Genomic DNA, 24009 nt, shown 5'->3' on the forward strand with positions numbered 1-24009 from the left:
CAACTACGACGAAGCTTTCGCAATCGCCGCGATGGCGCGGTCGCGGCTTGCGCCGCTCCTACAGGGGGCGTGCCGCGGTGGGTTCGGTCTTTGCGTGTTCTTACGCTCGACGACAAGCGAAGATCCAAAGCTTCCGTCCGCAAGCGGCCGGGTCACTTTCTTTGTCCAAAGCAACAAAGAAAGTAACCAAAGAAAGTGCATTCTTTTTTCGAATCAAAAGCCACTAAGTCCAGCACCGGGCGCGGGGCCGCGCCATAAGGGGCATCCTGCCCCATGGCGCGCGTGCGCATCCATGCGCACGCCCTCCGGGGCTGCGGAGCGTGTCCTTCGCGTGGGGTTGCGTCCGAGCGAACAGCAACGGCATCGGCAACGGCAACAGCAACGGCGGGATCTTGTCGATTCCGCCTTTCGCCGGGATGACGGCGACGACAGCGTTCGTCGCCGACTGCCGCCGGGAGCGCCATCGTCGCGGTCCGCCATCGCCATGGTGATCGAGACTCAGATCGCGGCATCGTTCGTTGTCGGATGAAGAAAACGCGCGCCGCGCATGTCTGCGCCCTCGTTCACGAACCTCACGCTCGCGCGCTCCTTCACATGGCGATGATGCGCAATTCGACGTTGCCATCACGCACGGCGCAGCAGACTGCGCCCATACCCGTTCAGGGACGGCGGTCCGCGAAACGATCAGGTACGCCGCGGCGCCGCATGTATCGCCTGCAATTCTCAGGAGAAGACGCAATGCTCGGCATCATCATTTGGTTGATCGTGGGCGGCATCATCGGTTGGATCGCCAGCATGATCATGAGGACCGACGGCCAGCAAGGCGTCTTCCTCAACATCATCGTCGGCATCGTCGGCGCCTTCCTCGGCGGTTGGCTCGGCGGGGTGCTCGGCATCGGCGCGGGCACCATCAACAGCGGCGCGTTCAACATCGCGGGCCTGGCGCTGTCGCTGGTCGGCGCGATCGTGCTGCTCGGCATCGTCAATCTGTTCCGGCGCGGCCGCGTGCGCTGATCGCACGGCCGGGTAACCGCCGCACAGCGGCGCAGGTTCATCCAAAACGACGAAGGCCCGGCATATGCCGGGCCTTCGTCTTGGTGCCGCGGCGCCGGAGGCGGGCGCCGCGCGGCAATGGGCTCAGGCCAGTTCGACCCAGGCCGGCGCGTGGTCGCTGGGGCGGTCCCAGGTGCGCGGTTCGCGGTCGATGCCGGCGGCCACGCAGCGCGCGCGCAGCGATTCCGAGACCAGGGTCAGGTCGATGCGCAGGCCGAGGTTGCGGCGGAAACCGGCCTGGCGGTAGTCCCACCACGAGAACAGCTCCTCTTCCTGCGGAAACAGGCGGAACGCGTCGTGCAGGCCCAGCGACAGCAGCCGCTGCAGCGCGTCGCGCTCGGCGGTGGAGGTGAGGATGTGGCTGTCGTTCCACACCGCCGGGTCGTGGGTGTCGCGCGCTTCCGGGGCGATGTTGAAATCGCCGAGCACGATCAGGTCGGGATGGCGGGCGAGTTCGTCCTGCACCCACGCCTGCACCGCTTCGAGCCAGCGCAGCTTGTAGGCGTACTTGTCGGTGCCCACGTCCTGGCCGTTGACCACATACAGGTCGATGATGCGCAGCCCGCCGACGGTGGCGGCGATGACCCGCTTCTGCTCGTCCTCGAAGCCGGGGATGCCGATCTGCACGTCCTGCGCGGCCTCGCGCGAGAGGATCGCCACGCCGTTGTAGGTCTTCTGCCCCGCGAACACGCTGCGATAGCCGGCCTCGGCCAGCGCGGTGTCGGGGAAGCGGCTGTCCTCGAGCTTGGTTTCCTGCAGCGCGACGACGTCGGGGGCGAACGCGGCCAGCCACTGCTGCAGGTGCGGCAGGCGCACGTTGAGGGAATTGACGTTCCAGCTGACGATTTTCATGGGCGAAGTGTAGCCGCGTTTGCCGGCGCGGCGTCGGCCCGCGGCCCGGTTTCAGGCGGCCGGGCCGCGGCGCCGATCAGGGCGTGGGATCGGCGTCGCCGCTCTCGCCGCGGCCCTCGCGCTGCGCCGCTTCGACGGCGGCGTTGAGGCGGTCCTGGTGCGCATCGGTGGAGGAGGACGTCGCGATCGGCGGCTGGCCTTGCGGACACAGCGACAGGCGGATGCGCTGCGCGGCGGCCTCGCGCGCCGGCGTCGGCGCCGGTGCGGCGGAGCGGGTGTTCGCCTGGTAGCGCTCGCCATCGACGAAGGTCTCGCACGGCGTCTTGCCGAAGGCGGCGCGGTCCAGGCGCGCGCCCGCGCGCAGGTAGCCGTCGACGAGGTCGGCCAGCGCTGCGGGGGCGTCGCTGTCGTCCAACCGCTGCGGCAGCTTGGCGGCGAGTCGGTTGAGCGCATCGCCGCGGTCCTCGGCGTGCAGCATCAGCGGGCCCAGCGCCAGGCCGGTCGCGGCGAGCGCGTCGAGCCCGGCCTGGCTGCGCACGCCGTCCAGCGCCAAGGGCGCCTGTTCGGAGGAAAAATCGTAGCCGGCCGCGATCCAGGCGCGCACGCCGTCGTCGTGCCAGGTGTCGGCGACGATCCGGGCCAGGTCGGTGTCGTTTTCGAGAAAGCAATCGCCGGCGGATTGGGCCTGGCGCGGCTGCGCGAATTCCAGCGTGCGCGTGCTCGCGTCGGCCGCGGTGCCGCGCCACAGGCGCAGCCAGCGCGGCAGCACGGCGACGGTTTCCTGGCGTTCGCTCAGCCGCACCAGCAGCGCGCCGAGCACGGTTTGCTGCTGCTCGCGCGCGCGTCCTTGCATCAGCGCCTCGGCGGCGTCGAACAAGCGCTCGCTGGACACGCGCGCGACGCCGCCGTCGGGTTCGGGCAGCACCCAGTCGTCGCTCTTGCCGGCGCCGCCGATCAGGCACAGCGCGTGGCCGGGGCTGTATTCGCTTTCCAGCGGCGTCATCGCCGCGCGCACGCCGGCGCGGTCGCCGCGCGCGCTGGCCTCGATCAGGGCCGCCATGCGATCGCGCTGAACCTGCAGGCTGTGTTCGTAGCGGGCGCGATCGAACGCGTCGACGCCGGCGAACACCAGCAGGGCCGGGAGGATGCCGAGCAGGCAACCGCCCAGCGCGGGGCCGATCGCGCGGCAGCGCGCGCCGTCGATCAACGCCAGCACCGGGATCGCCGACGCCACGACGATGACGATCACCATCAGCAGCAGGAATTCGCCCATGTCGGTCCTGGCCGAGGTGGCCAGGTAATAGGCCATCAAGGCCAGCGTGGCCAGCGGATAGGCCAGCAGCCATCGGTAGAAGGCGTGGCGGCGCCGGCGCGCGGTCTGATCGGGGCTGCCGTCCGGGGCCATGGCTGGAATCCTTGGGAAAAAACCGTTCTACCGCACCGCCGTGGGCGATGCCAGCGCGCTCACGCGGCGGCCGGCTTGCGCGGTTTGGGCGCGGGCGCGGGCGCGTTCGCCGCGCCCGGGCACAGCACCGCGCGGATGCGCTGCACCGCCGCCTGCCGCGCAGGCGTATCGTGCGGTTGCGCGCGCCGCTGTTCGTTGTTGTCGAACAACTCGCAGCTGGTGACCGGGCCGATCTCGCGCGGGCGCGCGCCGGCGGCGCGCAACGCTTCGACCAGTTCGGCCTGTTGCGCAGGCTGCGGCGAGGCGTCCAGCGCCGCGCTCAGGGAATCGGCTTGCGCCGACAGCGCATCCTCGCCGGCGTCGCGGTCCTCGCGCAGCAGCGCCGCGAACTGCGGATCGGCGGCGAGCAGCGCGCGCAGGGTGCCGGTGCGGCGCAGCGCGCGCAGCGCGACGATGGCCTGGCCGCGGCCGGGCTCGAACCCCAGGCCCGCGTCCAGCCAGGCGCGCACGCCGTCGTCGCGCGATTCGCGCAGCACGCGCTCGAGCGGGTCGCCGAGCGTGCAATCGCCGTATTCCTCGGCCTGCGCGGACAGCCGCAGCGGCTGCGGCGCCGGCTGCGGCAGCGTGCGCCGCCACAGCGCCGTCCAGGCGCGCAGGCGCTGCGCTTCGCCGCGGTCGGCCAGCGCGCGCAGCACGACCCGCAGGCTCGCCTGTTTGTCCTGCACCGATGCCGGCCCGTCGACCACCGCCGCGGCCGCGGCCAGCAATTCTTCGCTGGGCAGGTTCGGGCCGTAGCCGTGTTCGTCGACCCACAGCCATTTGACCAGGCGATAGCTCTCGCGGCCTTGCAGCATGCACAGCGTGCGCGCCGGGCCGGGGCGGTCGGGCAGGGCGTCGATGGCGGCGCGGATGCGCGCGGCGTCGCCGCCGCGGATCGTCGCCGACAGCGCCATCACCTGTTGCTGGCGGCGCTCGAAATCGTCGCGGCGCGAGGACAGCACCGCGCCCAGGCCGAACCACAGCAGCAGCGGCGACAGCGCCAGGCCGGCGATCAGGGCGAGCAGGGCGTGGCCGGCGTGGCCGCGGCGGCCGGCCCACAGCAGCACCGCGAGCGCCGCAACGCCGGCGACTGCGGCGCCGGCGATGCCCTGCAGCACGGTGTCGTAGGCGAGCCCGGTGTCGGCTTCGGCGTTGCCGACCCGATACGCGGCCCAGGCCAGCCACAGCGCGCTCGCCAGCGGCGCCAGCGCGAGCGCGATCCAGGTCGGCGCGTTGGAGCGCGGCGGTACGGGCACGGCGGCGGGGCCTGGCGTTCCTGGCATGGGCGGTGCGGTCCATCGGCGCGGCCGTGCGCCGCGTCCGCATCATCGCATCGCGCGCCGGCGCGGCCTACTTCGCCAGGAAACGGATCATCGCGTCGATCTTGCCCTTGTACGGCGGCTTGAGCAGGTCGCTGCCCGCCCACGGCCGTTGGTAGAACACCGGCAGCAGCTTGCTGAAGGCGTCGAAGCCGTTGCGGCCGTGGATCGCGCCGATGCCGCTGGGGCCGATGCCGCCGAACGGCAGGTCGTGGGCGCCGAAGTGCAGCAGGGTGTCGTTGACGGTGACGCCGCCGGCCAGGGTCTGGGCGAGGATCTTCTCGACCTGGGCCGAGTCGCGGCTGAAGGGGTACAGCGCCAGCGGCCGGTCGAGCGCGTTGATGCGGGCGATGGCCTCGTCGAGGGTGCGGTAGGACAGCACCGGCAGGATCGGGCCGAAGATCTCGTGCTGCATCACCTGCGCGTCGTCGCCGGGTTCGATCACCAGTGCCGGCGGGAACAGCCGCTCGGCCGCGCGCGCCTCGCGCGCGCCGGCGTTTTCGAACGGCTCGATCACCCGGATGCCGCGCGCGCGCGCGTCGTCGAGGTAGGACGCCAGCCGCGCGTACTGGCTGGCGTTGATGATGCGGGTGTAGTCCTGCGGCGCGGCCATGTCGCCGTAGCGCGCCTTCAGCTGCGCCAGCAGGGCCTCGACCAGGGCGTCGCGGCGCGCGGCGTCGACCAGCACGTAGTCCACGCCGATGCAGGTCTGTCCGGCGTTGAACCACTTGCCGGTGGCGATGCGCGCGGCGGCCTGTTCCAGCGGATAGTCCGGGCACACCAGCGCCGGCGCCTTGCCGCCCAGCTCCAGCGTCACCGGGGTCAGGTTCGGCGCGGCCGCGGCCATGACCTTGCGGCCGACCGCGGTGGAGCCGGTGAACAGCAGGTGGTCGAACGGCAGCGCCGAGAACGCCGCGCCGAGCTCCGGCCCGCCCAGGGCGACCGCGACGCGGTCCTCGGGGAGCACGTCGGCGAGCAGTTCGCGCAGGAACTGCGAGGTGCGCGGGGTGTGCTCGGACGGCTTGAGGTAGACGTGGTTGCCGGCGGCGATGGCCGAAACCAGCGGCACCAGGGCCAGGTTCACCGGGTAGTTCCACGGCGACAGGATGCCGACCACGCCGACCGGCTCGGGCCGGATCTGCGCGCGCGCCGGCCAGAACCGCCAGCCGACCGCGGCGCGGCGCGGGCGCATCCAGGCGCGCAGGTGCGACAGCGCGTGCTCGATCTCGGCCAGGGTAATCATCGCCTCCGAGAGCAGGTTCTCGTGGCTGGAGCGGTGGCCGAAGTCGGCGCGGATCGCCGCGTCCATCTGCGGCAGGCGGGCGCGGAACGCGTCGCGCAGGCGCAGCAGGTCGGCGCGGCGCTGGGCATAGTCGGGCTTGCGCGCCTGCCAGGCGGTGCGCAGGCGTTCGCGGGTCGCGGCGAGGTCGGCGGTGGGCGTGTCGGCGAGGATGTCCATACGCCGCAGTCTAGTACGCCATGCGGCGGGAAAACGCGAACGCGGTGGGGCGGCAGAGGACAGGCGCGGGGGGCGCGGCGGTCGAGTTGGAGGCGAGGCGATGGCGCGCCGGGGCGGTGGCGCGGCGGGTTGCGGGCGGGGCTTTTGTGGGAGGGCCTTCGGGCCCGAGGCTTTCGGCTCGGTTCGCTGCGAGCGGATCGGAAAGCGTCGGGCCTGAAGGCCCTCCCACAAAAGCTGAGGCCCTCCCGCAACTGCAAGGCCCTCCCGCAACTACGAGCCCCTCCCGCAACTGAGAGCCCCCACAACGGCGAGGCTTTCCCACAACAACGAGGCCTGCCCGGATCGGGCGATCCGCCCCCCGCGGCGGCAGCCCGCCGCCGCCAGCGCCTACAATGGCCGCATGAGCTTGCGACCCTACCTCGATACCTTCCCCGCCCTCGGCGAGCGCGTCTACGTCGATCCGGCCGCGACCGTGATCGGCGCGGTCACCCTCGGCGACGACGTCTCGATCTGGCCCGGCTGCGTGGTCCGCGGCGACGTCAATTCGATCGCCATCGGCGCGCGCACCAACGTCCAGGACGGCACCATCGTCCACGTCACCCACGAGGGCCCGTTCACCCGTCCGGGCGGCCTGCCGACGACGATCGCCAACGATGTGACCATCGGCCACGGCGCCATCGTCCACGCCTGCACCATCGACGAGTTCGCCCTGATCGGCATGGGCGCCAAGATCCTCGACGGCGCCCGCGTGAGCCGCTTCGGCTTCGTCGGCGCCGGCGCGGTGATCGCGCCGGGCAAGGTGGTCGGCGAGGGCGAGCTGTGGCTGGGCAACCCGGCGCGGCTGGTGCGGCGCCTGAGCGAGCGCGAGATCGAGCAGTTGCAATACAGCGCGCAGCATTATGTGCGGTTGAAGGACCGCTACCTGGGCATGCGCCCGGACTGAGCGCGCCGCGGCCGCCACCGGCTAGCCAGGCCCGCCGGCCGCGTTTACAGTCGCGGCAGGGGAAAAGCAGGACTCAAGGAGTCATCGCTACATGGAAGATATGCAGAATCCGTACGCGGCGCCGACCGCGCCGCCGCCGTTGCCGGGCGAGCTCGTCGACGATTCGGTCAAGGCCGACCGCGGCCTGCGCTTGGTCGCGCGGCTGATCGACGGCGCCTTGATGATGGTGTGCTTCGTGCCGCTGTTCGTGGCCATCGCGATCGAGCCCAACAGCAAGGAGCCCTCGCCGCTGCAGCTGGCGATGAGCGCGCTGGGCCTGCTCGCCGCGCTGGGCCTGTTCGTCTACCAGTGCGTGCTGCTGAACCAGCACTCGCAGACCCTGGGCAAGCGCTGGCTGAAGATCAAGATCGTGCGCAACGACGGCTCGCCGTGCTCGTTCGGGCGGATCTTCGGCCTGCGCATGTTCGTGATCGCGCTGATCGAGCAGGTGCCGTGCCTGGGCGCGCTGTTCGCGCTGGTCAACGCGGTGTGGATCTTCGGCGCGGAAAGCCGCTGCCTGCACGACCTGATCTGCGATACCAAGGTCGTCAACGCCTGATGCTGGACACGTACCGCCAGGTGGTGACGCCGGAAGGCGTGGCCCTGCACCTGCGCGCCGCCGGCCCGGTGCCGCGCGCGCTGGCGTACCTGCTGGACCTGCTCGCGCGCGGCGCGATCTACGTCGCCCTGGTGCAGTTGCTGGCGATCCCGTTCGGCCAGGCCGGCGGCGCCCTGGTGATGCTGGCCAGCTTCGCCCTGACCTGGTTCTACCCGGTGCTGTTCGAGGTGCTGATGCAGGGCCGCACGCCCGGCAAGTGGGCGCTGGGGCTGCGCGTGGTCGCCGCCGACGGCGCGCCGGTGGGCTGGATGGCCGCGTTCGCGCGCAACCTGCTGCGGGTGGTGGACGCGCTGCCGCTGTTCTATGCGGTCGGGTTGGCGACCAGCCTGATCGATCCCTGGGGCCGGCGCCTGGGCGACATGGTCGCGCGCACCCTGGTCGTGCACGCGCCGCGCCAGGCGCTGCTGCACGAGGCGGTGGCGGCGCCGGCGGTGGCCCCGGACCAACTGCTGCTGCCGCACGAACAAGCCGCGGTGGTGGCCTTCGCCGAACGCGGCCCGGGCCTGACCGCGGCGCGCCAGGCCGAACTGGCCGAACTGGCCGAGCCGCTGACGCACGTGCGCGGCCAGGCTGCGGTCGCGCGCCTGTACGGCATCGCCAACTGGCTGCTGGGGCGGCGATGACCCGGGGCGCGCCGCGATGAAGCAGGAACGATTCGTCGAACGCCACCAGGCCGAGTGGCGCGAGTTCGAACTGTGGCTGGAGCGCCGCAGCGACAGCGCGCGGCGCGCGCGCTCGACCCGGCGCGAATGGTCCGGCATCCGCGACGACGAGATGCCCGCGCGCCACCGCCGCCTGTGCCAGCAACTGGCGCTGGCGCGCCGGCGCGGCTACAGCGCGGTGGTCACCGACCGCCTGCAGCAGCTCATGCAGCGCGGCCACAGCGTGCTGTACCGGACCAAGCCGGCGCATCCGCGCCGGGCGGTGGAATTCCTGCTGGCCGGCTTCCCGCGCCTGGTCCGCGCCGAGTGGCGCTGCATGCTGGCCGCGGCGCTGCTGTTCCTGATTCCGCTGGTGAGCATCTTCGTCGCCATCCAGATCAAGCCGGAGCTGGCCTCGGGCCTGTTCCCGCCGCAGATGCTGGCGCAGTTCGAGCAGATGTACGACCCGGCCTCCACCCGCAGCCTGGGCCGCACCAACGAAGACGACCTGCAGATGTTCGCCCACTACATCGGCAACAACGTCGGCATCGGCTTCCAGACCTTCGCCACCGGCCTGGTCGCCGGCGTGGGCACGGTGTTCGTGCTGATCTTCAACGGCATCATGATCGGCGGGGTGGCCGGGCACCTGCAGGCGGTCGGCCACGGCGATCCGTTCTGGCGCTTCGTCGCCGGGCATTCGGCGCCGGAGCTGACCGCGATCGTGATCGCCGGCGGCGCCGGCCTGCGCATGGGCCTGAGCCTGATCGCGCCGGGCCAGCGCCGACGCGTGGATTCGCTGATCCACGGCGGCCGCCGCGGCGCCAAGATCTGCATCGGCGTGTTCGCGATGCTGGTGTTCGCGGCTTTCGTCGAGGCGTTCTGGTCGTCGATCGCCAACATGCCGGCGTCGATCAAGTACGCGGTCGGCGCGCTGCTGTGGTCGCTGACCGCGCTGTGGCTGCTGCGCGGCGGCCGCAACGCGGCCCACCAGGACGACGAAGACGCCGCATGAAGCTCGAAGCGCTCACCGTCGCCCTGCGCCCGCGCACCGCCTGGGAAGCCTGCGAGCTGGGCATGGCCCTGGTCCGCCGCAACGCCGGCGCGATCTGGAAGCCGTGGCTGCTGGTGACCCTGCCGCTGCTGGTATTGCTCAACGCCGCCGGCTGGGCGCTGGACCTGCTGTGGCTGTCGGGCCTGCTGATGTGGTGGCTCAAGCCCTGGTTCGACCGCATCCCGCTGTACGTGATCTCGCGCGCGGTGTTCGGCGAGACCCCGACGCCGCGCCAGACCGTGCGCGCCGCGCTGCGCTGGGGCGGGCGCTGGTGGCTGCCTTACCTGACCTGGCGCCGGCTCGGCCCGGCGCGCCCGCTGTACCTGCCGGTCGACCTGCTCGAAGGCGGCGACAGCGGCGAAGCGCGCCAGCGCCGCGCCGCGCTCGGCGCGCCGGTGTACGGCGTGTGCTCGCTGCTGACCCTGGTGTGCGCGAACTTCGAGCTGGTGATGATCCTGGGGCTGGTGTTCGCCGGGATCATGTTCGTTCCCTTCGACTACCTGCCCGACACGTTCAAGTCGCTGTGGGACGCCTTCCTCGAACAGCCGCACTGGATGAACGCGCTGTTCAATGCGCTGGCCTGGATCGCCGCCAGCCTGATCGAACCGTTCTACGTCGGCGCCGGCTTCGGCCTGTACCTCAACCGCCGCACCGAGATCGAAGGCTGGGACATCGAGATCGTGTTCCGCCGCCTGCGCGCGCGGCTGAGCGCGGCCGCGGCGCCGGCGCTGCTGGCGCTGTGCCTGGGCGTCGGCCTGGGCGCGTGGCTGCCGCAGGCGATGGCGCAGAGCGGCGGCGACCGTTCGGCGCAGTTCGAAGGCGGCGACGCGCCGGCCCCGGACCGCGCGGCCGACGATGCGCGCATCGAGCAGCAGGCGCGCGAGCGCGGCGAACGCATCGCCGCGCAGATGCGGCGCGAAGCCGATGCGGCCGCGCGCGATGCCGCCGCTGCGGCGTCCGCGGCCGCGGCCGGCGAACAAACCACCGACGAAGCGACCGTCGGCCAGGACCCGGCCGACGAGGCGTCCTACGACGACGAGGACGACGCGCCGTCCTTCCCCAGCGTGCCGATCCGCGGTCCCGACGAGAAGGCAGCCGGCCAGGCCTCCACGCTCGACGGCCTGTACGGCCAGGCGCGCAGCGACGACCGTTCGCTGCGCAGCGCGGTCGAGCAGGCGATGAAGGACCCCACGGTCGCGCCCAAGCAGAAGCAGACGGTGTGGAAGTCGCGCGCCCAGGCCGACGAGCCCAAGACCGAACGGCGCCGCGACTCGCGCGATTTCGACGGTTTCAAGGGCCTCAGCGGCGGCCTGGCGACCGGCCTGGAACTGGCGCTGTGGGGCGTGGTGGCGCTGGTGGTCGGCGCGCTGTTGTTCAGCATGGGCCGCTGGCTGGGCTGGTTCCGCGGCGGCGCGTTCGAAGAAGAACCGGCGCCCGGCGACTTGCGCAACGCCGCGCTGGCCGAACCTGAGCCCTTGCCCGACGACATCCCGACCGCGATCCGGCGGCTGTGGCAGGGCGGCCGCCCGCGCGACGCGCTGGCGCTGATGTACCGCGCCGCGGTCGAATCGATGGCGCAGCGCGCGCAGGTGACCCTGGTGCCCGGCGCGACCGAGGCGCAATGCCTGCGCGCGTCGCGCAAGCTGCCGCTGGCCGAGGACCGCGATGCGTTCGCGCGCGCGGTGCGGGTCTGGCAGTACGCGGCCTATGCCCAGACCCTGCCCGGCGGCGACGATTTCGACGATTTGGTGGCGCTGCTGAGCCGGCGCTTCGGGTGGGCCGCATGAGCCGGCAAGCACTGATCGCGGTGGCGTTGCTCGCGCTGGCGGCGTTGCTGGGGTTCGGCGGCTACACGCTGTGGCGCAAGGACTACGTGCGCAGCGAAGAGATGGTGGACCTGCCGCGCACCGGCGAGGCGGCGAGCAACCCGCTGTACGTGCTCAAGCTGGCGCTGGCCAAGGACGGGGCCAAGGTCGACGCGCGCCAGCGCCTGCTGCTGGCGCAGCATCCGCTGCAGCCGCGCGACACGGTGCTGATCTACCGCGACCCGCGCACACTGGCCGCGCCGGACGCCAAGGCGTTGCTGGAATGGGTCGCGCGCGGCGGCCACCTGATCGTGCGCACGCCGCCGTGGCGCGAGCGCCTGGGCGAGACCAAGGTGCCGGTGCTCGACGAAGTCGGGGTGACCCTGCTCGACGCCGCCGACAACCAAGACAACGGCCAGCGCAGCGGCTGCGCCAACCTGCACGAGCGCGGACGCGAGCCGCAACTGGTGTTCTGCGGCGCGCGCCGCTTCTACTTCTACAACGCCGACGCCGCGCCCGAGGCGGCGTGGGGCGACGAGGACAGCGCCTACGTCTACGCGCGCCTGCCCTACGGCGAGGGCAAGGTCGACGTGCTGGCGGACATGGACTTCCTGTCCAACCGCGGCGGCTCGGCGCTGGCCGCCTTCGCCGGCGTCGGCCACGGCGACGACGAGGTCGCGCAGCCGTCCAACGCCGCCTTCGCCCGCCAGGTGCTGGCGCCGAACTACCGCGCCGGCACCATCCACCTGATCTACGCCGCCGACGTCCCGTCGCTGTGGCAGACCCTGATCCGCAACAGCTGGATGGCCTGGCTGCCGTTGTTGCTGTGGCTGGCGGCGTGGCTGTGGCAGCGCATGCAGCGCTTCGGCCCGCTGCGGCCGGCGCCGGCGATGGAGCGGCGCTCGCTGCTCGAGCACATCGTCGCCAGCGGCGAGCACATCTACCGCTACGGCTACGGCCCGAGCCTGTACGCCTCGGTGCGCGCCGCGTTCCTGCTGCGCCTGCGCCGGCGCGATCCCTACGCCGCCTCGATCGAAGGCGAGGCGCAGGTGGAACTGCTCGCCCAGCGCTACAAGAACGAACCCGGCCTGGGACCGGCGCAGATCCGCGACGCCCTGGCCCATCCGCTGGCGCGCGACCACGCCGCGTTCCGCACCCGCATCGCCACCTTGATCCGCATGAGAAACCGTCTATGAGCCTCGATGCCGCCCCGCTCGTCCCGATCACCGGCGCTGCGCTGGCCGAACGCGCCGCCGCCGTGCGCGATGAGGTCGGCAAGGCCTTCATCGGCCAGGCCGAAGTGCTCGACCAGATCCTGATCGCCCTGCTCGCCGGCGGCCACGCCCTGCTCGAAGGCGTGCCCGGCCTGGGCAAGACCCTGGTGGTGCGGGCGCTGTCCAAGGCGCTGGACTGCGGCTATGCGCGCGTCCAGTTCACCCCCGACCTGATGCCCAGCGACATCAGCGGCCACGCGGTGTACGATCCCAAGACGGAGAGCTTCAACATCCGCCGCGGCCCGGTGTTCACCAACCTGCTGCTCGCCGACGAGATCAACCGCGCGCCGGCCAAGACCCAGTCGGCGCTGCTGGAGGCGATGCAGGAGCTGCAGGTCACCATCGAAGGCCACAGCTTCGAGCTGCCGCCGCCGTTCCTGACCTTGGCCACCCAGAACCCGGTCGAGCAGGAAGGCACCTATCCGCTGCCCGAAGCCCAGCTCGACCGCTTCCTGCTGAAGGTGCTGATCGGCTACCCGACCCTGGCCGACGAGAAGCGCATGGTCGCCGCGGTGAGCCTGGGCCGCAGCGCGTCGGACTTCGACCTGTCGCAGGTGCAGCGCGTGCTCGGGCCGGAAGAGATCGTCGCGATGCAGCTCGGTACCGCGCTGGTGCGGGTCGACGAGGCGGTGATCGACTACGCCGTGCGCATCGTCGCCAAGACCCGCGACTGGGCCGGCATCGCGCTCGGCGCCGGCCCGCGCGGCAGCCTCGGCCTGGTGCGCGCGGCGCGCGCGCAGGCGGTGCTGTCCGGGCGCGACTTCGTCACCCCCGACGACGTGCGCGAGATCGCCAAGCCGGTGCTGCGCCATCGCATCGCGCTGGCGCCGGAATTGCAGATCGAAGGCCAGTCGGCCGACGACGTGCTGCACGCGCTGCTGGCCACGGTGGAAGCGCCGCGGCAATGAGTTCGGCGCCGCCGCCGCTGCCCGCCGTCGCCGGCGCCGCGCCCGCGGTGCCGCGCGAGCGCGCGCAGGCGCGCCAGGCCTGGCCGCGCCCGTCGTTGCGGCTGGGCTGGCTGGCGCTGCCGTGCGCGGCGCTGGGATTGGCGGCGAGCGCGGGCCGGTTGGCGCCGCAGTGGTGGCAACTGGCGGCGCTGCTGGCATTGGCGGTGCTGGCGCTGGACCTGTGGCGGGTGATGCGCGCGCCGACTCCGCGCGTGCAGCGGCGCATGCACGACACCTGGGCGATCGGCGTGGAGCGCGCGGTGACGCTGCAGATCGACGGCGACCGGCGCCAGCGCCTGGACGCGTTCGACCTGCATCCCGGCGGCTGGGCGATGCGCGACCTGCCGCGCCGGCTCGACCTCGCGCCGGGCCAATCGACCGATTTCGAATATTTCCTGCGCGCCAACAGCCGCGGCGATTTCCAGTTCGACGGCACCCAACTGCGTCTGCACTCGCCCTGGGGCCTGTGGTGGCAGTCGCGCGTGGCCGGCGCGCCGCAGCGCGTGCGGGTGTTCCCCAACTTCGCGCCGCTGGCCAAGTTCGCGATGTTCAGCGCCGAACAGGCCTCGCGCCTGGTCGGCGCGCACGTCAAGCGCCGCCGCGGCGAAGGCACCGACTTCCACCAGATGCGCGAGTACCGCGTCGGCGACAGCCTGCGCCAGATCGACTGGAAGGCGACCGCGCGCGCGCGCCGGCTGATCTCGCGCGAGTACCAGGACGAGCGCAACCAGCAACTGGTGCTGATGCTCGACACCGGCCGCCGGCTGATGGCGCGCGACGGCGAGCTGTCGCATTTCGACCACGTGCTCGATGCGGCGCTGGTGGTGTCGTACCTGGCGCTGCGCCAGGGCGACGGCGTCGGCCTGCTCGCCAGCGGCGGCCAGAGCCGCTGGGTGCCGCCGCAGCGCGGCGTCGGCGCGATCGACAACCTGCTGCGCGCCAGCTACGCGCTGCAGCCGCAGCCGGTCGCCACCGACTTCCTCGCCGCCGCCACCGAGCTGTCGCTGCGCCAGCGCCGGCGCTCGCTGGTGATGCTGGTGACCAACCTGCGCGACGAGGACATGGACGACCTGCTGGCCGCGGTGCGGATGCTGCGCAGCCGCCACCTGGTGTGCGTGGCGAGCCTGCGCGAAGGCTCGCTCGACCAGGCGCTGGGCGAGGAGGTCGGCGACCTGTCCGGCGCGATCCGCGCCGGCGCCGCCGCGCAATACCTGGAACACCGCACCCAGGCCCACGAGGCGCTGCGCAGCCAGGGCGTGATGGTGCTGGACGTGGCCTGCGAACAGCTGGCGGCGTCGTTGGTGGAGAAGTACCTGGCGGTGAAGCGCGACCGCTTGCTGTAGCCGGCGCGAGCCCGCGGCAACGCGCATCGGCCGCGCCCGAGTTCTGCGTCAGGGCGTCGTCGCCCGATCCAGTTCCAGCAACCCCGCGAGCGCCTGCTCGCGCGAGTCCCCGCACATCTGCGCCTGCGGCTGCAGCGAGCCGCAAAAGCGCGGCCGCTCGGGCCGGCCGAACAAGCGGCAACGCAACTCGTCGTCGAGCTGCACGCAGGGAATTCCGGCCGGCTTGCCGTGCGGCATGCCCGGGATCGGCGAGGCGATCGAAGGCGCGATGCAGCAGGCGCCGCAGCGGTCGCGGCACTGCATCGCGGCGCGGCTCAGACCGGCGACGGCGGGCGCTTGGCCAGCACCGCGGCGATCAGCAGGCCGGTGGACACCAGCGAGATCAGCACGTGCGCCACGCCGATCACGCTGTGGCCCAGCGAGGTGGCGCTCGCGCCCATGCCGTCGGCCATCGACCGGTAGACCCAGGCCTGCCCGAGCAGGCTCAGCGCCAGGCCGAACACCAGCAGCGAGAAGGCGGCGACCGCGTAGGTCGCGCCGACGCCGATGCGCCGCCGCCACGACAGGCACAGCACGATGCCGGTGATGTAGGCGAGCAGGTTCGGGGTCATGAACGCCGCCTGGGACAAGAGTGCGGGCAGCCAGTCGTCGAAGGTCATGTGCGGCTCCTTGCCGTGAGTGCGCCGATGGGGTTTCGGCCGGATGCGGTGTCGAGCGGCATCCGCATCAGTCCGCGGTCACCAGCGTGCCGGCGCCCTGGCGCAGCAGCGCGTAGACCGGATCGGTCTCCGGGCGGCGGCGGTGCCAGCGCTCGAAGCTCTCGGCGGCCTGCTCGACCAGCATGCCGAGGCCGTCGACGCGGTCGTGCGCGCCGGCGACCTTGGCCCAGGCCAGGAACGGGATCGCGGCTTCGCCGTAGCTCAGGTCCACGGTCGCGGTGCGCGGCGTGGCCAGGCTCATCGGCAGGCTCGGGAACTCGTGCTCGCGTGCGGCCGAGGTGGCGTTGACGATGAGATCGAAATTGCCGAGGTTGCCGACGTCGTCGAGATAGCGCGGATGCACGCGGCCGGGTTGGCCGAGCGTGTCGGCCAGTGCGTCGGCGCGCTCGCCGGTGCGGTTGACGATGAACAGGTCGCCGATGCCGGCGTCGAGCAAGGCCGGCGCGACTCCGCGCGCGGCGCCGCCGGCGCCGATCAGCAGGGTGCGGCGCTCGCGCAGGTCCAGGCCGTGGCGCTCGGTGAGATCGCGGATCAGGCCGACGCCGTCGGTGTTGTCGCCTTCCCAACCGGTGGCGCTGCGGATCAGGGTGTTGACCGCGCCGGCGCGGCGCGCGCGCTCGCTCAGGTGCGAACAGATGCTCGCGGCGCGGGTCTTCAGCGGCAGGGTGATGTTGGCGCCGAGGCCGCCCTCGGCGGCGAACTCGGCCAGGGCCACGTCGAAGCGCTCGGGCGCGGCGTCGATCGCCAGGTACTCCAGCGCGATCCCGAACTGGCGCGCGAAGTGCGCGTGGATGCGCGGCGACAGCGAGTGCGCGACCGGATGGCCGAACACCGCGAAGCGCAGGACCGGGCTGGACGAACTGGAGTCGATCGACATGGGCGCGCCTCGTTAGACTGGTGACCCTTCCGATGGGAGCAAGACGCGCATGCGCCACGCCAGGGTCTGGTGGATTCCGAGTGTACTCCTCGTCTGCGCCGTGGCGAGTCCGCCGGCCGCGGCCCTGAACGAATTCGGCATAGAGGGCATGGGCGTGGTGTCGACGCCGCACAGCGACGTGCGCGCGAGCGTGAGCCCCGACGGGCGACGCATCGTCTGGGGCAGCGACCGTCCCGGCGGTCCGGGCGGGCGCGACCTGTGGCAGGCGACGCTGGTCGACGGCCGCTGGCAGAACCCCGAACCGTTGCCGATCAACAGCGCGGCCAAGGACTACGACCCGATGTTCAGCGGCGACGGCCGCTGGCTGTACTTCTTCTCCGACCGTCCCGGCGGACACGGCGGCGAAGACCTCTATCGCGCCGCGGTGCGGCCCGACGGCAGCTACGGCCCGGCCGAAAACCTCGGCCCCGGCGTCAACACGCCGGGACGCGAGTGGGCGCCGGCGCCGAGCCGCGACGGACGCCACCTGCTGTTCGCCAGCGACGGCCGCGGCGGCGCGGGCCGCCAGGACCTGTGGATCGCGCGCTGGGACGGCCAGGCCTTCGTCGATCCGCGACCGGCGCCGGGCATCAACACCGCCGCCGACGAATTCGACGCCGCCTGGCTCGGCGATGGCCGCGCGATCGTGTTCACCCGGTCCGACGACGTCAACGAAAAGCCGGTGCGGCTGTACGTTGCGCAGTGCGACGGCGAGCGTTACGGCGAGGCGGTGCCGTTGGGGCTGTCGTTCAACACCGCCGAGGGTTTCACCTATGGGCCGGTGCTCGACTGGAACAAGCCGAAGGAGTTGTTGCTCAACGGCATGGCGAAGGCGCCAAAGGCGGGCAAGCAGGATATTTATCGGATGGCGGCGCCGGCGGTTACGGGCCAGGACGGCTGCGTGGGCGCGGCCGGCACGAAGGCGCAGGCGCGATGATCGCGCAGCCCGGCGGCGGCGATGCGGGCGGTGCCCGCGTCGTCGGCGCCTGCGAGCGCAAGCTCATGGTGCTCAGCGATCTCGACGATATCGACGAACTGTGGCGCTGGGTGCCGCAGTGGCGCAGCGACGGCGTCGATGCGGTCGCCTTCGTTGGCGCGCGTTCGTCGCAGTTGTTCGACCGCTTCATCGATGTCTGCGCGATGCTGGACCTCGACGGCGAAGGCCGCTTCATCCTCGGCAGCTGGTTCGCCGATGCCGATGCCGCGATGGAGTTGCTGGCGAGCCTGGACGGGAGCGCGGATTCGCCGGTGTGCGTGCTGCACGCTCCGGCCTGATCCGCGAGCGAAGACCCAGGCCACGGCGGTTGCGGGAGGGCCTTCAGGCCCGATGCCTTTATTTCAGATCGCGGCGACACGAACGAACACGGTCGGGCCTGAAGGCCCGACCGCATCAATACGGCGCTTGCAGCGACTGCCAGGTCAGCGGGTTGAAGTCGTAGATCAACCGCGCTTCGCCGAGGCCGGATTTATCCAGCGGCGCGGTCATCAAGCGGCCGGCTTCGACCCAGACCAGGCGCTTGCGGTCGAGCTCGGCCCATTCCCACTCGGGCAACTCGATCAGGCGTTCGTCGCGCCGGTTCCACAGCGCGTGCTCGTCGTAATAGGCGCCGCGTCCCTGGCGCCGGTCGAAGCCGGCATGGGCGATCTTGCGCAAGACCCAATGAGCGGACGGCAGCGGCTTGTCGAACACGCTGCGCTGGATGCCGTCGCGGCTGCGCACGGATTCGAGCGTCCAGCCGTCGCGCTGCAAGCGCGGGTAATAGACGCCGGGGCACTCGCCGCCGTAGGCCTCCATCGGCGGCGCATCGACGCGCCGCAGACGGGTATCGTCCCGTGCCAGTTCGTGCGAACGGTAGAGGTCGTTGAGCCAGTAATCGCGGTCCGATACGAACAGGCCGCCGCCGTTCCAGCAATCGCCCTTGGGCCAGAACGCCAGCGCCTTGAGGTACGGCGCGCGCGAGATCGCCGACCACGAGCCTTTCGACGGCGACGACCAGCGGCCGTTCATGGCGAAGTAGATCAGGTGCCGTCCATCCGGCGAGAGATCGCAGCGGCGCTCGTAGATGCGGCCGCGCAACCATTGGCCGACTTCGATTTCGTCGCTGTGGCGGTTCCAGCCGAGCACGCAGGTCTGCCGGCTCGGCCCGCGGCGGATGACGACCGCGGTGGCCGCCTCGCGCGCCAACAGGATGTGGACGCGCGCGGGGACGGCGGGCTTCAGCGCGCTTCGCGCATCCACTTGGCCGCATCCAATGCGAAGTAGGTCAGCACCCCGTCGGCGCCGGCGCGCTTGATCGAGGTCAGCGCTTCCATCACGCAGCCGCGCTCGTCGAGCCAGCCGTTCTGGATCGCCGCGCGCAGCATCGCGTACTCGCCGCTGACCTGGTAGACGAAGGTCGGCGCGCCGAATTCGTCCTTGGCCCGGCGCACGATGTCCAGGTACGGCAGCCCGGGCTTGACCATGATCATGTCGGCGCCTTCGTCGAGGTCGAGCGCGATCTCGCGCATCGCTTCGTCGCTGTTGGCCGGGTCCATCTGGTAGGTGTACTTGTTGCCCTTGCCGAGCGCGCCGGCCGAGCCGACCGCGTCGCGGAACGGGCCGTAGAAGCTCGACGCGTACTTGGCGCTGTAGGCCAGGATGCGGGTGTGGATGTGGCCTTCGGCTTCGAGCTCGGCGCGGATCTGGCCGATGCGGCCGTCCATCATGTCGCTGGGCGCGACCACATCCGCGCCGGCGGCGGCGTGCGACAGCGCCTGCTTGACCAGCGCCTCGACGGTTTCGTCGTTGAGGACGTAGCCGTTGTCGTCGATCAGGCCGTCCTGGCCGTGGGTGGTGTACGGATCGAGGGCGACGTCGGTGATCACGCCCAGTTCGGGGAAGCGCTGCTTGAGCGCGCGCACCGCGCGCTGGCACAGGCCGTCGTCCTGCCACGCGGCTTCGGCGGTCAGCGACTTGGCCTGCGGCGCGGTGACCGGGAACAACGCCAGCGCCGGCACCCGCAGCTCGCTGGCGCGTTCGGCCACGCGCAGCAGCTCGTCGATGGACAGGCGCTCGATGCCGGGCATCGAGCCGACCGGCGCGCGGCCGTCGAGTTCGTGGACGAAGACCGGGTAGATCAGGTCGTCGGCGGTGAGGACGGTCTCGCGCATCAACCGGCGCGAGAACTCATCGCGGCGCATCCGCCGCGGGCGGGTGTAGGGGTAGCTCATGGCGGCATAGTCTACTCCCGCGCGGGGCGGGAGCCTGCGGCCGAGGGTCGCGGAAGGGCAGGACGGCGCGTTGCATCAACCGGATGCCGTGGATGCGGCAAAGCGCCCTGTAGGAGCGGCGCGAGCCGCGACTGCGGAAACCGGCTTGCGGCGCAAGACCGAGGCCCCGCGGTCGCGGCTCGCGCCGCTCCTACAGGGGGCTTCGGGTCAGTCCGAGTAGACCCGATACCGCAGCGGCCGCACATGCAGCAACGTCCCCGGCGCCGGCGTCACCGCATCCGGCGTCGCCACCAGGTCCAGTTCCAGCGGCCGCTGCTGGCCGTCCACGCTCAGTTCCAGGGTGATCCGTTCGGCCAGCCGGTGCGAGGACAGCACCCGCGCCGGCAGCCCTTCGCCCTCGCCGACCACGGCGATGTCGTGCGGGCGCACGTACAGGCGCGCGCGGCTGCGGCTGTGCAGGTCCACCGGCAGGCGCAGGCCGTGGCCGTCGACGGACAGCTCGCCGCCCTCGGTCTGGCCGTCGATGACGTTGGCGCGGCCGATGAAGTCGAACACGTAGGCCGAGGCCGGCGCGCTGTAGATCTCGTCGGGCGTGCCGATCTGCTCGATCCGGCCGTCCTTGAGCACGACCACGCGGTCGGCCAGTTCCAGCGCTTCTTCCTGGTCGTGGGTGACGAACAAGGTGGTCTGGCCGGTCTGGTCGTGCAGGCGCCGCAGCCAGCGGCGCAGCTCCACCCGCACCTTGGCGTCGAGCGCGCCGAAGGGTTCGTCGAGCAGCAGCACGGTCGGGTCGATCGCCAGCGCGCGCGCCAGCGCCACGCGCTGCTTCTGGCCGCCGGACAACTGCTCCGGATAACGCGAGCCCAGCTCGGGCAACTGGATCAGGCCGAGCAGCTCCTGCACGCGCGCGGCGATCGCCGCCTTGTCCGGCCGCCGCGCGCGCGGCCGGCTGCGCAGGCCGAAGGCGATGTTCTCGGCTACGGTCATGTGCTTGAACAGCGCGTAGTGCTGGAACACGAAGCCGACGTTGCGCTCGCGCAGGCTCAGCCGGGTGGCGTCGGTCGGGCCGAACAGCATCTGCCCCGAATCGGGTTGCAGCAGGCCGGCGATCACCCGCAGCAAGGTGGTCTTGCCCGAGCCCGACGGGCCGAGCAGCGCGACCAGTTCGCCCGAGGCGACGTCCAGGTCGACCGCGTCGAGCGCGGCCACGTTCGCGTAACGCTTGGCGATGGCTTTGAGGTGCAGGTCCATATCGTCTCGCTCGTCAATGCCGCCGGTGCGATTGCGCCAGCGCATCGCCGTGCCGCGTTTCCAGCCACAGTTTCACCACCAGCGTCACCAGCGCCAGGCCGGCCAGCAGCGAGGCCGCCGCGAACGCCGCCGCGGCTTCGCCGCCGAGTTGCTTGTACAGCACTTCCACATGCAGCGAGAGCGTGTTGGTCTTGCCCATGACGTTGCCCGAGACCACGGTGACCGCGCCGAACTCGCCCATCGCGCGCGCGCTGCACAACAGCACGCCGTACAGCAGGCCCCACTTGATGTTCGGCAGGGTCACCTTGAAGAACATGGTCCAGGCGTTGGCGCCGAGCGAGCGCGCCGCCAGTTCCTCGTCGCTGCCTTGCTGTTCCATCAGCGGAATCAGCTCGCGCACCACGAACGGGAAGGTCACGAACAAGGTCGCCAGCACGATGCCGGGCGTGGCGAACAGGATCTTGAGGTCGTAGGCGTTGAGGACGTCGCGCAGGAAGCCGTGGGTCGGGCTGAACAACAGCACCAGGCACAGGCCGGCGACCACCGGCGAGACCGCGAACGGCAGATCGATCAGCGACAGCAGCGCGCGTTTGCCGCGGAACTCGAAGCGGGTCAGCGCCCAGGCCGCGAACACGCCGCAGATGGCGTTGACCGGCACCACGATCGCCGCGGTCAGCAGGGTCAGCTTGAGCGCATCGACGGTGTGTTCCTCGCTGACCGCGCCCCACCACACCTTCAGGCCGCTGCCGAACGCCGCGCCGAGCAGGGCGAACAGCGGCAGCACCACCACCAACAGCATGACCGCCGCGGCCACGCCGATCAGCAGCCAGCGCACCCAGGCCGGTTCCTGCAGGTGATCGCGCTCAGCCATCGCGACGGTTCCCGTGGGCGAACAGGGTCGAGGCGGCGTTGATCGCCAGCAGGCAGGCGAACGACATCAGCAGCAGCAAGGTCGCCAGCACGATCGCCGCGGGCACGCCGCCGTCCTCTTCCAGGCGGATGGTGATCAGCATCGGCGCGATCTCGGTCTTCCACGGCAGGTTGCCGGAGATGAAGATCACCGAGCCGAACTCGCCCAGCGCGCGGGCGAAGGCGAGGGCGAAGCCGGTCAGCAGCGCCGGCAGCAGTTCCGGCAGGATCACCCGCCGCAGCGCGGTCAGGCGCGAGGCGCCGAGCGAGGCAGCGGCTTCTTCCTGCTCGCGGCCCAGCGCTTCGAGCACCGGCTGCACCGTGCGCACCGCGAACGGCAGGCCGACGAAGATCAGGGCGATGACGATGCCGGTGAAGTTGTTGACCAACTGGATGCCGAAGGGCTGCAGCAGTTGCCCGACCCAGCCGTTGGCGTCGTAGATCGCCGCCAGGGTGATGCCGGCGACCGCGGTCGGCAGCGCGAACGGCAGGTCGACCAGCGCGTCCATCAGGCGCCGGCCGGGGAAGCGGTAGCGCACCAGCACCCAGGCGATCAGCGCGCCGAACAGCAAAGCCGCGACCGCCGCGACCAGGGATGCGCCGAAACTGACCTTGAGCGAGGCGATGACGCGCGAATCGGAAATCGCGCGCGCCCAGCCGGCCCAGCCCAAACCGCCGGAACGCAGGATCAGCGCCGCCAGCGGCAGCAGCACGATGAGGCCGAGCCAGGTCAGGCCGATGCCGAGACCGAGCCCGAAACCGGGCAGGGGACGGCGCCAGCGACCGGAGGCCGGCAATGGGAGGGCTTGCTCGCTCATGTGGCGGTGGGCGGCAGAAGTTTTGAGGGACGCAGGGTGGCGACGCTATCGCGATTTCCCGAAGCGGTGGAAATGCGCGTTGGTTGTTTCGAGGTGCGCGATGGCGATATGAGGTCTGAGTCGGGGATGGCCGGGAAGTTCCGTATGGTGAATGGGCGGCGTCTGGTGGAAGAACCAGGCTGTTGTGGGAGGGCCTTCAGGCCCGATGCTCTTGTCCCGGATCGCGGCGACCTGGCAGAAAAGCCTCAGGCCCCAAGACCCTCCCACAAAAGCACAGCCAAGCTTCAATAGACAGCGAGCCGCGACCGCGCCGGCTCTCGCACGCCGGCGCGGCCGCGGTCTCGGCCGGAACTCACTTGGGCTGGTAGATCTTGTCGAAGAACCCGCCGTCGGAGAAATGCGCGGCCTGGGCCTTCTTCCAGCCGCCGAAGGCGCCGTCGATGGTGACCTGCTTGACCGCCGGGAACTTGGCCAACTCCGCCGCCGGCACCTTGTCCGGCTCGGCCGGGCGGTAGCCGTGCTTGGCCGCCAGGCGCTGGCCTTCCGGGCTGTAGAGGAAGCGCAGGTAGGCCTCAGCCTGCTTGCGGGTACCGTGCTTGTCGACGTTCTTGTCGACCCACGCCACCGGCGGTTCGGCCTTGATGCTCAGGCTCGGCACCACGATCTCGAACTGGCCGCGGGTGTTGGATTGATCGAGCGTCAGCAGCGCCTCGTTCTCCCACGCGATCAGCACGTCGCCGATCTTGCGGTCGACGAAGGTCGTGGTCGAGCCGCGCGCGCCGGTGTCGAGCACGGGCACGTTCTTGAACAACTGGGTCAGGTAGTCGGTGACCTTGTCGCCTTCGCGGAATTTGGTCGAGGCCCAGGCCCAGGCCGCCAGATAGTTCCAGCGCGCGCCGCCGGAGGTCTTGGGGTTGGGCGTGATCACGCCGACGCCGGGCTTGACCAGGTCGTCCCAGTCCTTGATGCCCTTGGGGTTGCCCTTGCGCACCAGGAACACGATGGTCGAGGTGTAGGGCGAGCTCTGGTGCGGCAGACGCTTCTGCCAGTCGGCCGGCAGCTGCTTGGCGTTGGCGACGGTGTCGATGTCGCCGGCCAGCGCCAGCGTCACCACGTCGGCTTCCAGGCCGTCGACCACGGCGCGCGCCTGCTTGCCCGAGCCGCCGTGCGAGGTGCGGATGTTGAGCGTCTCGCCGGTCTGCTGCTTCCATTGCGCGGCGAAGACCTGGTTGACCTCGGCGTAGAACTCGCGCGTGGGGTCGTAGGAAACGTTGAGCAGTTCGGCGTCCTTGGCCGCGGCGGTGCCGGCGGCGAGCGCCACGCTGAGCACAATCCATCGGAATGCGGTTTTCATCGGTCGATCCTCTGCGAAGTGGCGTAAGTCCAATAAAGCGTGT

24 protein-coding genes are annotated in these 24009 nt (G+C 71.3%); 11 read left to right on the top strand and 13 right to left on the bottom strand.

The annotated features are described in order from the left end of the window. Window positions 1-738: 738 nt before the first annotated feature. Window positions 739-1014 carry a GlsB/YeaQ/YmgE family stress response membrane protein gene (locus tag BLV01_RS23445; protein WP_057949485.1) on the top strand — a complete coding sequence of 92 codons (276 nt, stop codon included), beginning with the start codon at window positions 739-741 and terminating at the stop codon, window positions 1012-1014. A 123-nt stretch (window positions 1015-1137) separates the two neighbouring features. On the opposite strand, the gene xth is transcribed toward BLV01_RS23445, so the two are convergent. The 4 genes from xth to BLV01_RS23465 form a co-directional block, all read right to left on the bottom strand. Beyond that, complete coding sequence (gene xth, locus BLV01_RS23450) at window positions 1138-1905, bottom strand: exodeoxyribonuclease III (protein WP_091805917.1); 768 nt, start codon at window positions 1903-1905, stop codon at window positions 1138-1140. A 76-nt stretch (window positions 1906-1981) separates the two neighbouring features. Further along, entirely contained in the window at window positions 1982-3310 is a 1329-nt protein-coding gene (locus BLV01_RS23455; RefSeq protein WP_091805920.1) for a hypothetical protein, read from the bottom strand. Between the two features lie 59 nt (window positions 3311-3369). Further along, window positions 3370-4605 (bottom strand): hypothetical protein, encoded by a 1236-nt coding sequence (locus BLV01_RS23460; protein WP_091805923.1) that lies wholly within the window; start codon window positions 4603-4605, stop codon window positions 3370-3372. Window positions 4606-4699: 94 nt separating this feature from the next. Further along, on the bottom strand, window positions 4700-6127 hold the full coding sequence (locus BLV01_RS23465) for a coniferyl aldehyde dehydrogenase (RefSeq protein WP_091805925.1): 1428 nt from the start codon (window positions 6125-6127) through the stop codon (window positions 4700-4702). Between the two features lie 400 nt (window positions 6128-6527). On the opposite strand from BLV01_RS23465, the gene BLV01_RS23470 reads away from it, so the two are divergent. The 8 genes from BLV01_RS23470 to BLV01_RS23505 all read left to right on the top strand — a co-directional run bounded on the left by BLV01_RS23470 (window position 6528) and on the right by BLV01_RS23505 (window position 14789). Further along, entirely contained in the window at window positions 6528-7070 is a 543-nt protein-coding gene (locus tag BLV01_RS23470; RefSeq protein WP_091805928.1) for a gamma carbonic anhydrase family protein, read from the top strand. Window positions 7071-7161: 91 nt separating this feature from the next. Beyond that, a complete protein-coding gene (locus BLV01_RS23475) occupies window positions 7162-7668 on the top strand; it encodes an RDD family protein (protein ID WP_091805931.1) in 507 nt (168 codons plus the stop codon). After that, window positions 7668-8351 (top strand): RDD family protein, encoded by a 684-nt coding sequence (locus BLV01_RS23480; RefSeq protein WP_091805934.1) that lies wholly within the window; start codon window positions 7668-7670, stop codon window positions 8349-8351. The genes BLV01_RS23475 and BLV01_RS23480 overlap by 1 nt, the downstream gene beginning before the upstream one ends. A gap of 16 nt (window positions 8352-8367) precedes the next feature. Then, on the top strand, window positions 8368-9381 hold the full coding sequence (locus BLV01_RS23485; protein WP_091805937.1) for a stage II sporulation protein M: 1014 nt from the start codon (window positions 8368-8370) through the stop codon (window positions 9379-9381). Then, on the top strand, window positions 9378-11207 hold the full coding sequence (locus BLV01_RS23490; RefSeq protein ID WP_091805941.1) for a DUF4129 domain-containing protein: 1830 nt from the start codon (window positions 9378-9380) through the stop codon (window positions 11205-11207). The genes BLV01_RS23485 and BLV01_RS23490 overlap by 4 nt, the downstream gene beginning before the upstream one ends. Further along, on the top strand, window positions 11204-12421 hold the full coding sequence (locus tag BLV01_RS23495; RefSeq protein ID WP_254782751.1) for a DUF4350 domain-containing protein: 1218 nt from the start codon (window positions 11204-11206) through the stop codon (window positions 12419-12421). The genes BLV01_RS23490 and BLV01_RS23495 overlap by 4 nt, the downstream gene beginning before the upstream one ends. Further along, the gene (locus tag BLV01_RS23500) at window positions 12418-13407 is read left to right on the top strand and encodes an AAA family ATPase (protein ID WP_091805947.1); all 990 of its coding nucleotides are present in this window, start codon (window positions 12418-12420) and stop codon (window positions 13405-13407) included. The genes BLV01_RS23495 and BLV01_RS23500 overlap by 4 nt, the downstream gene beginning before the upstream one ends. Next, window positions 13404-14789, top strand: coding sequence for a DUF58 domain-containing protein (locus BLV01_RS23505; RefSeq protein WP_091805950.1), 1386 nt, complete (start codon window positions 13404-13406; stop codon window positions 14787-14789). Before BLV01_RS23500 ends, BLV01_RS23505 begins: the two co-directional genes overlap by 4 nt. 48 nt (window positions 14790-14837) lie before the next feature. On the opposite strand, the gene BLV01_RS23510 is transcribed toward BLV01_RS23505, so the two are convergent. The 3 genes from BLV01_RS23510 to aroE all read right to left on the bottom strand — a co-directional run bounded on the left by BLV01_RS23510 (window position 14838) and on the right by aroE (window position 16385). After that, a complete protein-coding gene (locus BLV01_RS23510; protein ID WP_091805953.1) occupies window positions 14838-15092 on the bottom strand; it encodes a YkgJ family cysteine cluster protein in 255 nt (84 codons plus the stop codon). 11 nt (window positions 15093-15103) lie between these two features. After that, window positions 15104-15448 carry a hypothetical protein gene (locus BLV01_RS23515; RefSeq protein ID WP_091805957.1) on the bottom strand — a complete coding sequence of 115 codons (345 nt, stop codon included), beginning with the start codon at window positions 15446-15448 and terminating at the stop codon, window positions 15104-15106. Window positions 15449-15515: 67 nt separating this feature from the next. Beyond that, the gene (gene aroE, locus BLV01_RS23520) at window positions 15516-16385 is read right to left on the bottom strand and encodes a shikimate dehydrogenase (protein WP_091805960.1); all 870 of its coding nucleotides are present in this window, start codon (window positions 16383-16385) and stop codon (window positions 15516-15518) included. A 100-nt stretch (window positions 16386-16485) separates the two neighbouring features. Here aroE and BLV01_RS23525 point away from each other — a divergent pair, with 100 nt between their 5' ends. Both BLV01_RS23525 and BLV01_RS23530 read left to right on the top strand, forming a co-directional pair. Beyond that, the gene (locus BLV01_RS23525; RefSeq protein ID WP_343124264.1) at window positions 16486-17361 is read left to right on the top strand and encodes a TolB family protein; all 876 of its coding nucleotides are present in this window, start codon (window positions 16486-16488) and stop codon (window positions 17359-17361) included. Continuing rightward, on the top strand, window positions 17358-17699 hold the full coding sequence (locus tag BLV01_RS23530) for a hypothetical protein (RefSeq protein WP_091805966.1): 342 nt from the start codon (window positions 17358-17360) through the stop codon (window positions 17697-17699). The genes BLV01_RS23525 and BLV01_RS23530 overlap by 4 nt, the downstream gene beginning before the upstream one ends. A 115-nt stretch (window positions 17700-17814) precedes the next feature. On the opposite strand, the gene BLV01_RS23535 is transcribed toward BLV01_RS23530, so the two are convergent. The 6 genes from BLV01_RS23535 to BLV01_RS23560 all read right to left on the bottom strand — a co-directional run bounded on the left by BLV01_RS23535 (window position 17815) and on the right by BLV01_RS23560 (window position 23966). After that, window positions 17815-18663: a hypothetical protein gene (locus BLV01_RS23535; protein WP_217633580.1), complete on the bottom strand. Its 849-nt coding sequence runs from the start codon at window positions 18661-18663 to the stop codon at window positions 17815-17817. Continuing rightward, window positions 18642-19634, bottom strand: a complete 993-nt coding sequence (hemB, locus tag BLV01_RS23540) for a porphobilinogen synthase (protein WP_091805969.1) — start codon at window positions 19632-19634, stop codon at window positions 18642-18644. Before hemB ends, BLV01_RS23535 begins: the two co-directional genes overlap by 22 nt. 207 nt (window positions 19635-19841) lie before the next feature. Continuing rightward, a complete protein-coding gene (locus tag BLV01_RS23545) occupies window positions 19842-20885 on the bottom strand; it encodes a sulfate/molybdate ABC transporter ATP-binding protein (RefSeq protein ID WP_091805972.1) in 1044 nt (347 codons plus the stop codon). Window positions 20886-20898: 13 nt separating this feature from the next. After that, on the bottom strand, window positions 20899-21756 hold the full coding sequence (cysW, locus tag BLV01_RS23550) for a sulfate ABC transporter permease subunit CysW (protein ID WP_091805975.1): 858 nt from the start codon (window positions 21754-21756) through the stop codon (window positions 20899-20901). Further along, the gene (cysT, locus tag BLV01_RS23555) at window positions 21749-22612 is read right to left on the bottom strand and encodes a sulfate ABC transporter permease subunit CysT (RefSeq protein WP_091805978.1); all 864 of its coding nucleotides are present in this window, start codon (window positions 22610-22612) and stop codon (window positions 21749-21751) included. The genes cysW and cysT overlap by 8 nt, the downstream gene beginning before the upstream one ends. A gap of 352 nt (window positions 22613-22964) precedes the next feature. Next, window positions 22965-23966: a sulfate ABC transporter substrate-binding protein gene (locus tag BLV01_RS23560; protein ID WP_091805981.1), complete on the bottom strand. Its 1002-nt coding sequence runs from the start codon at window positions 23964-23966 to the stop codon at window positions 22965-22967. Window positions 23967-24009: the final 43 nt, after the last annotated feature.

The sequence above is a fragment of the Lysobacter sp. yr284 genome (genome assembly GCF_900107375.1).
Classification (GTDB): domain Bacteria; phylum Pseudomonadota; class Gammaproteobacteria; order Xanthomonadales; family Xanthomonadaceae; genus Lysobacter.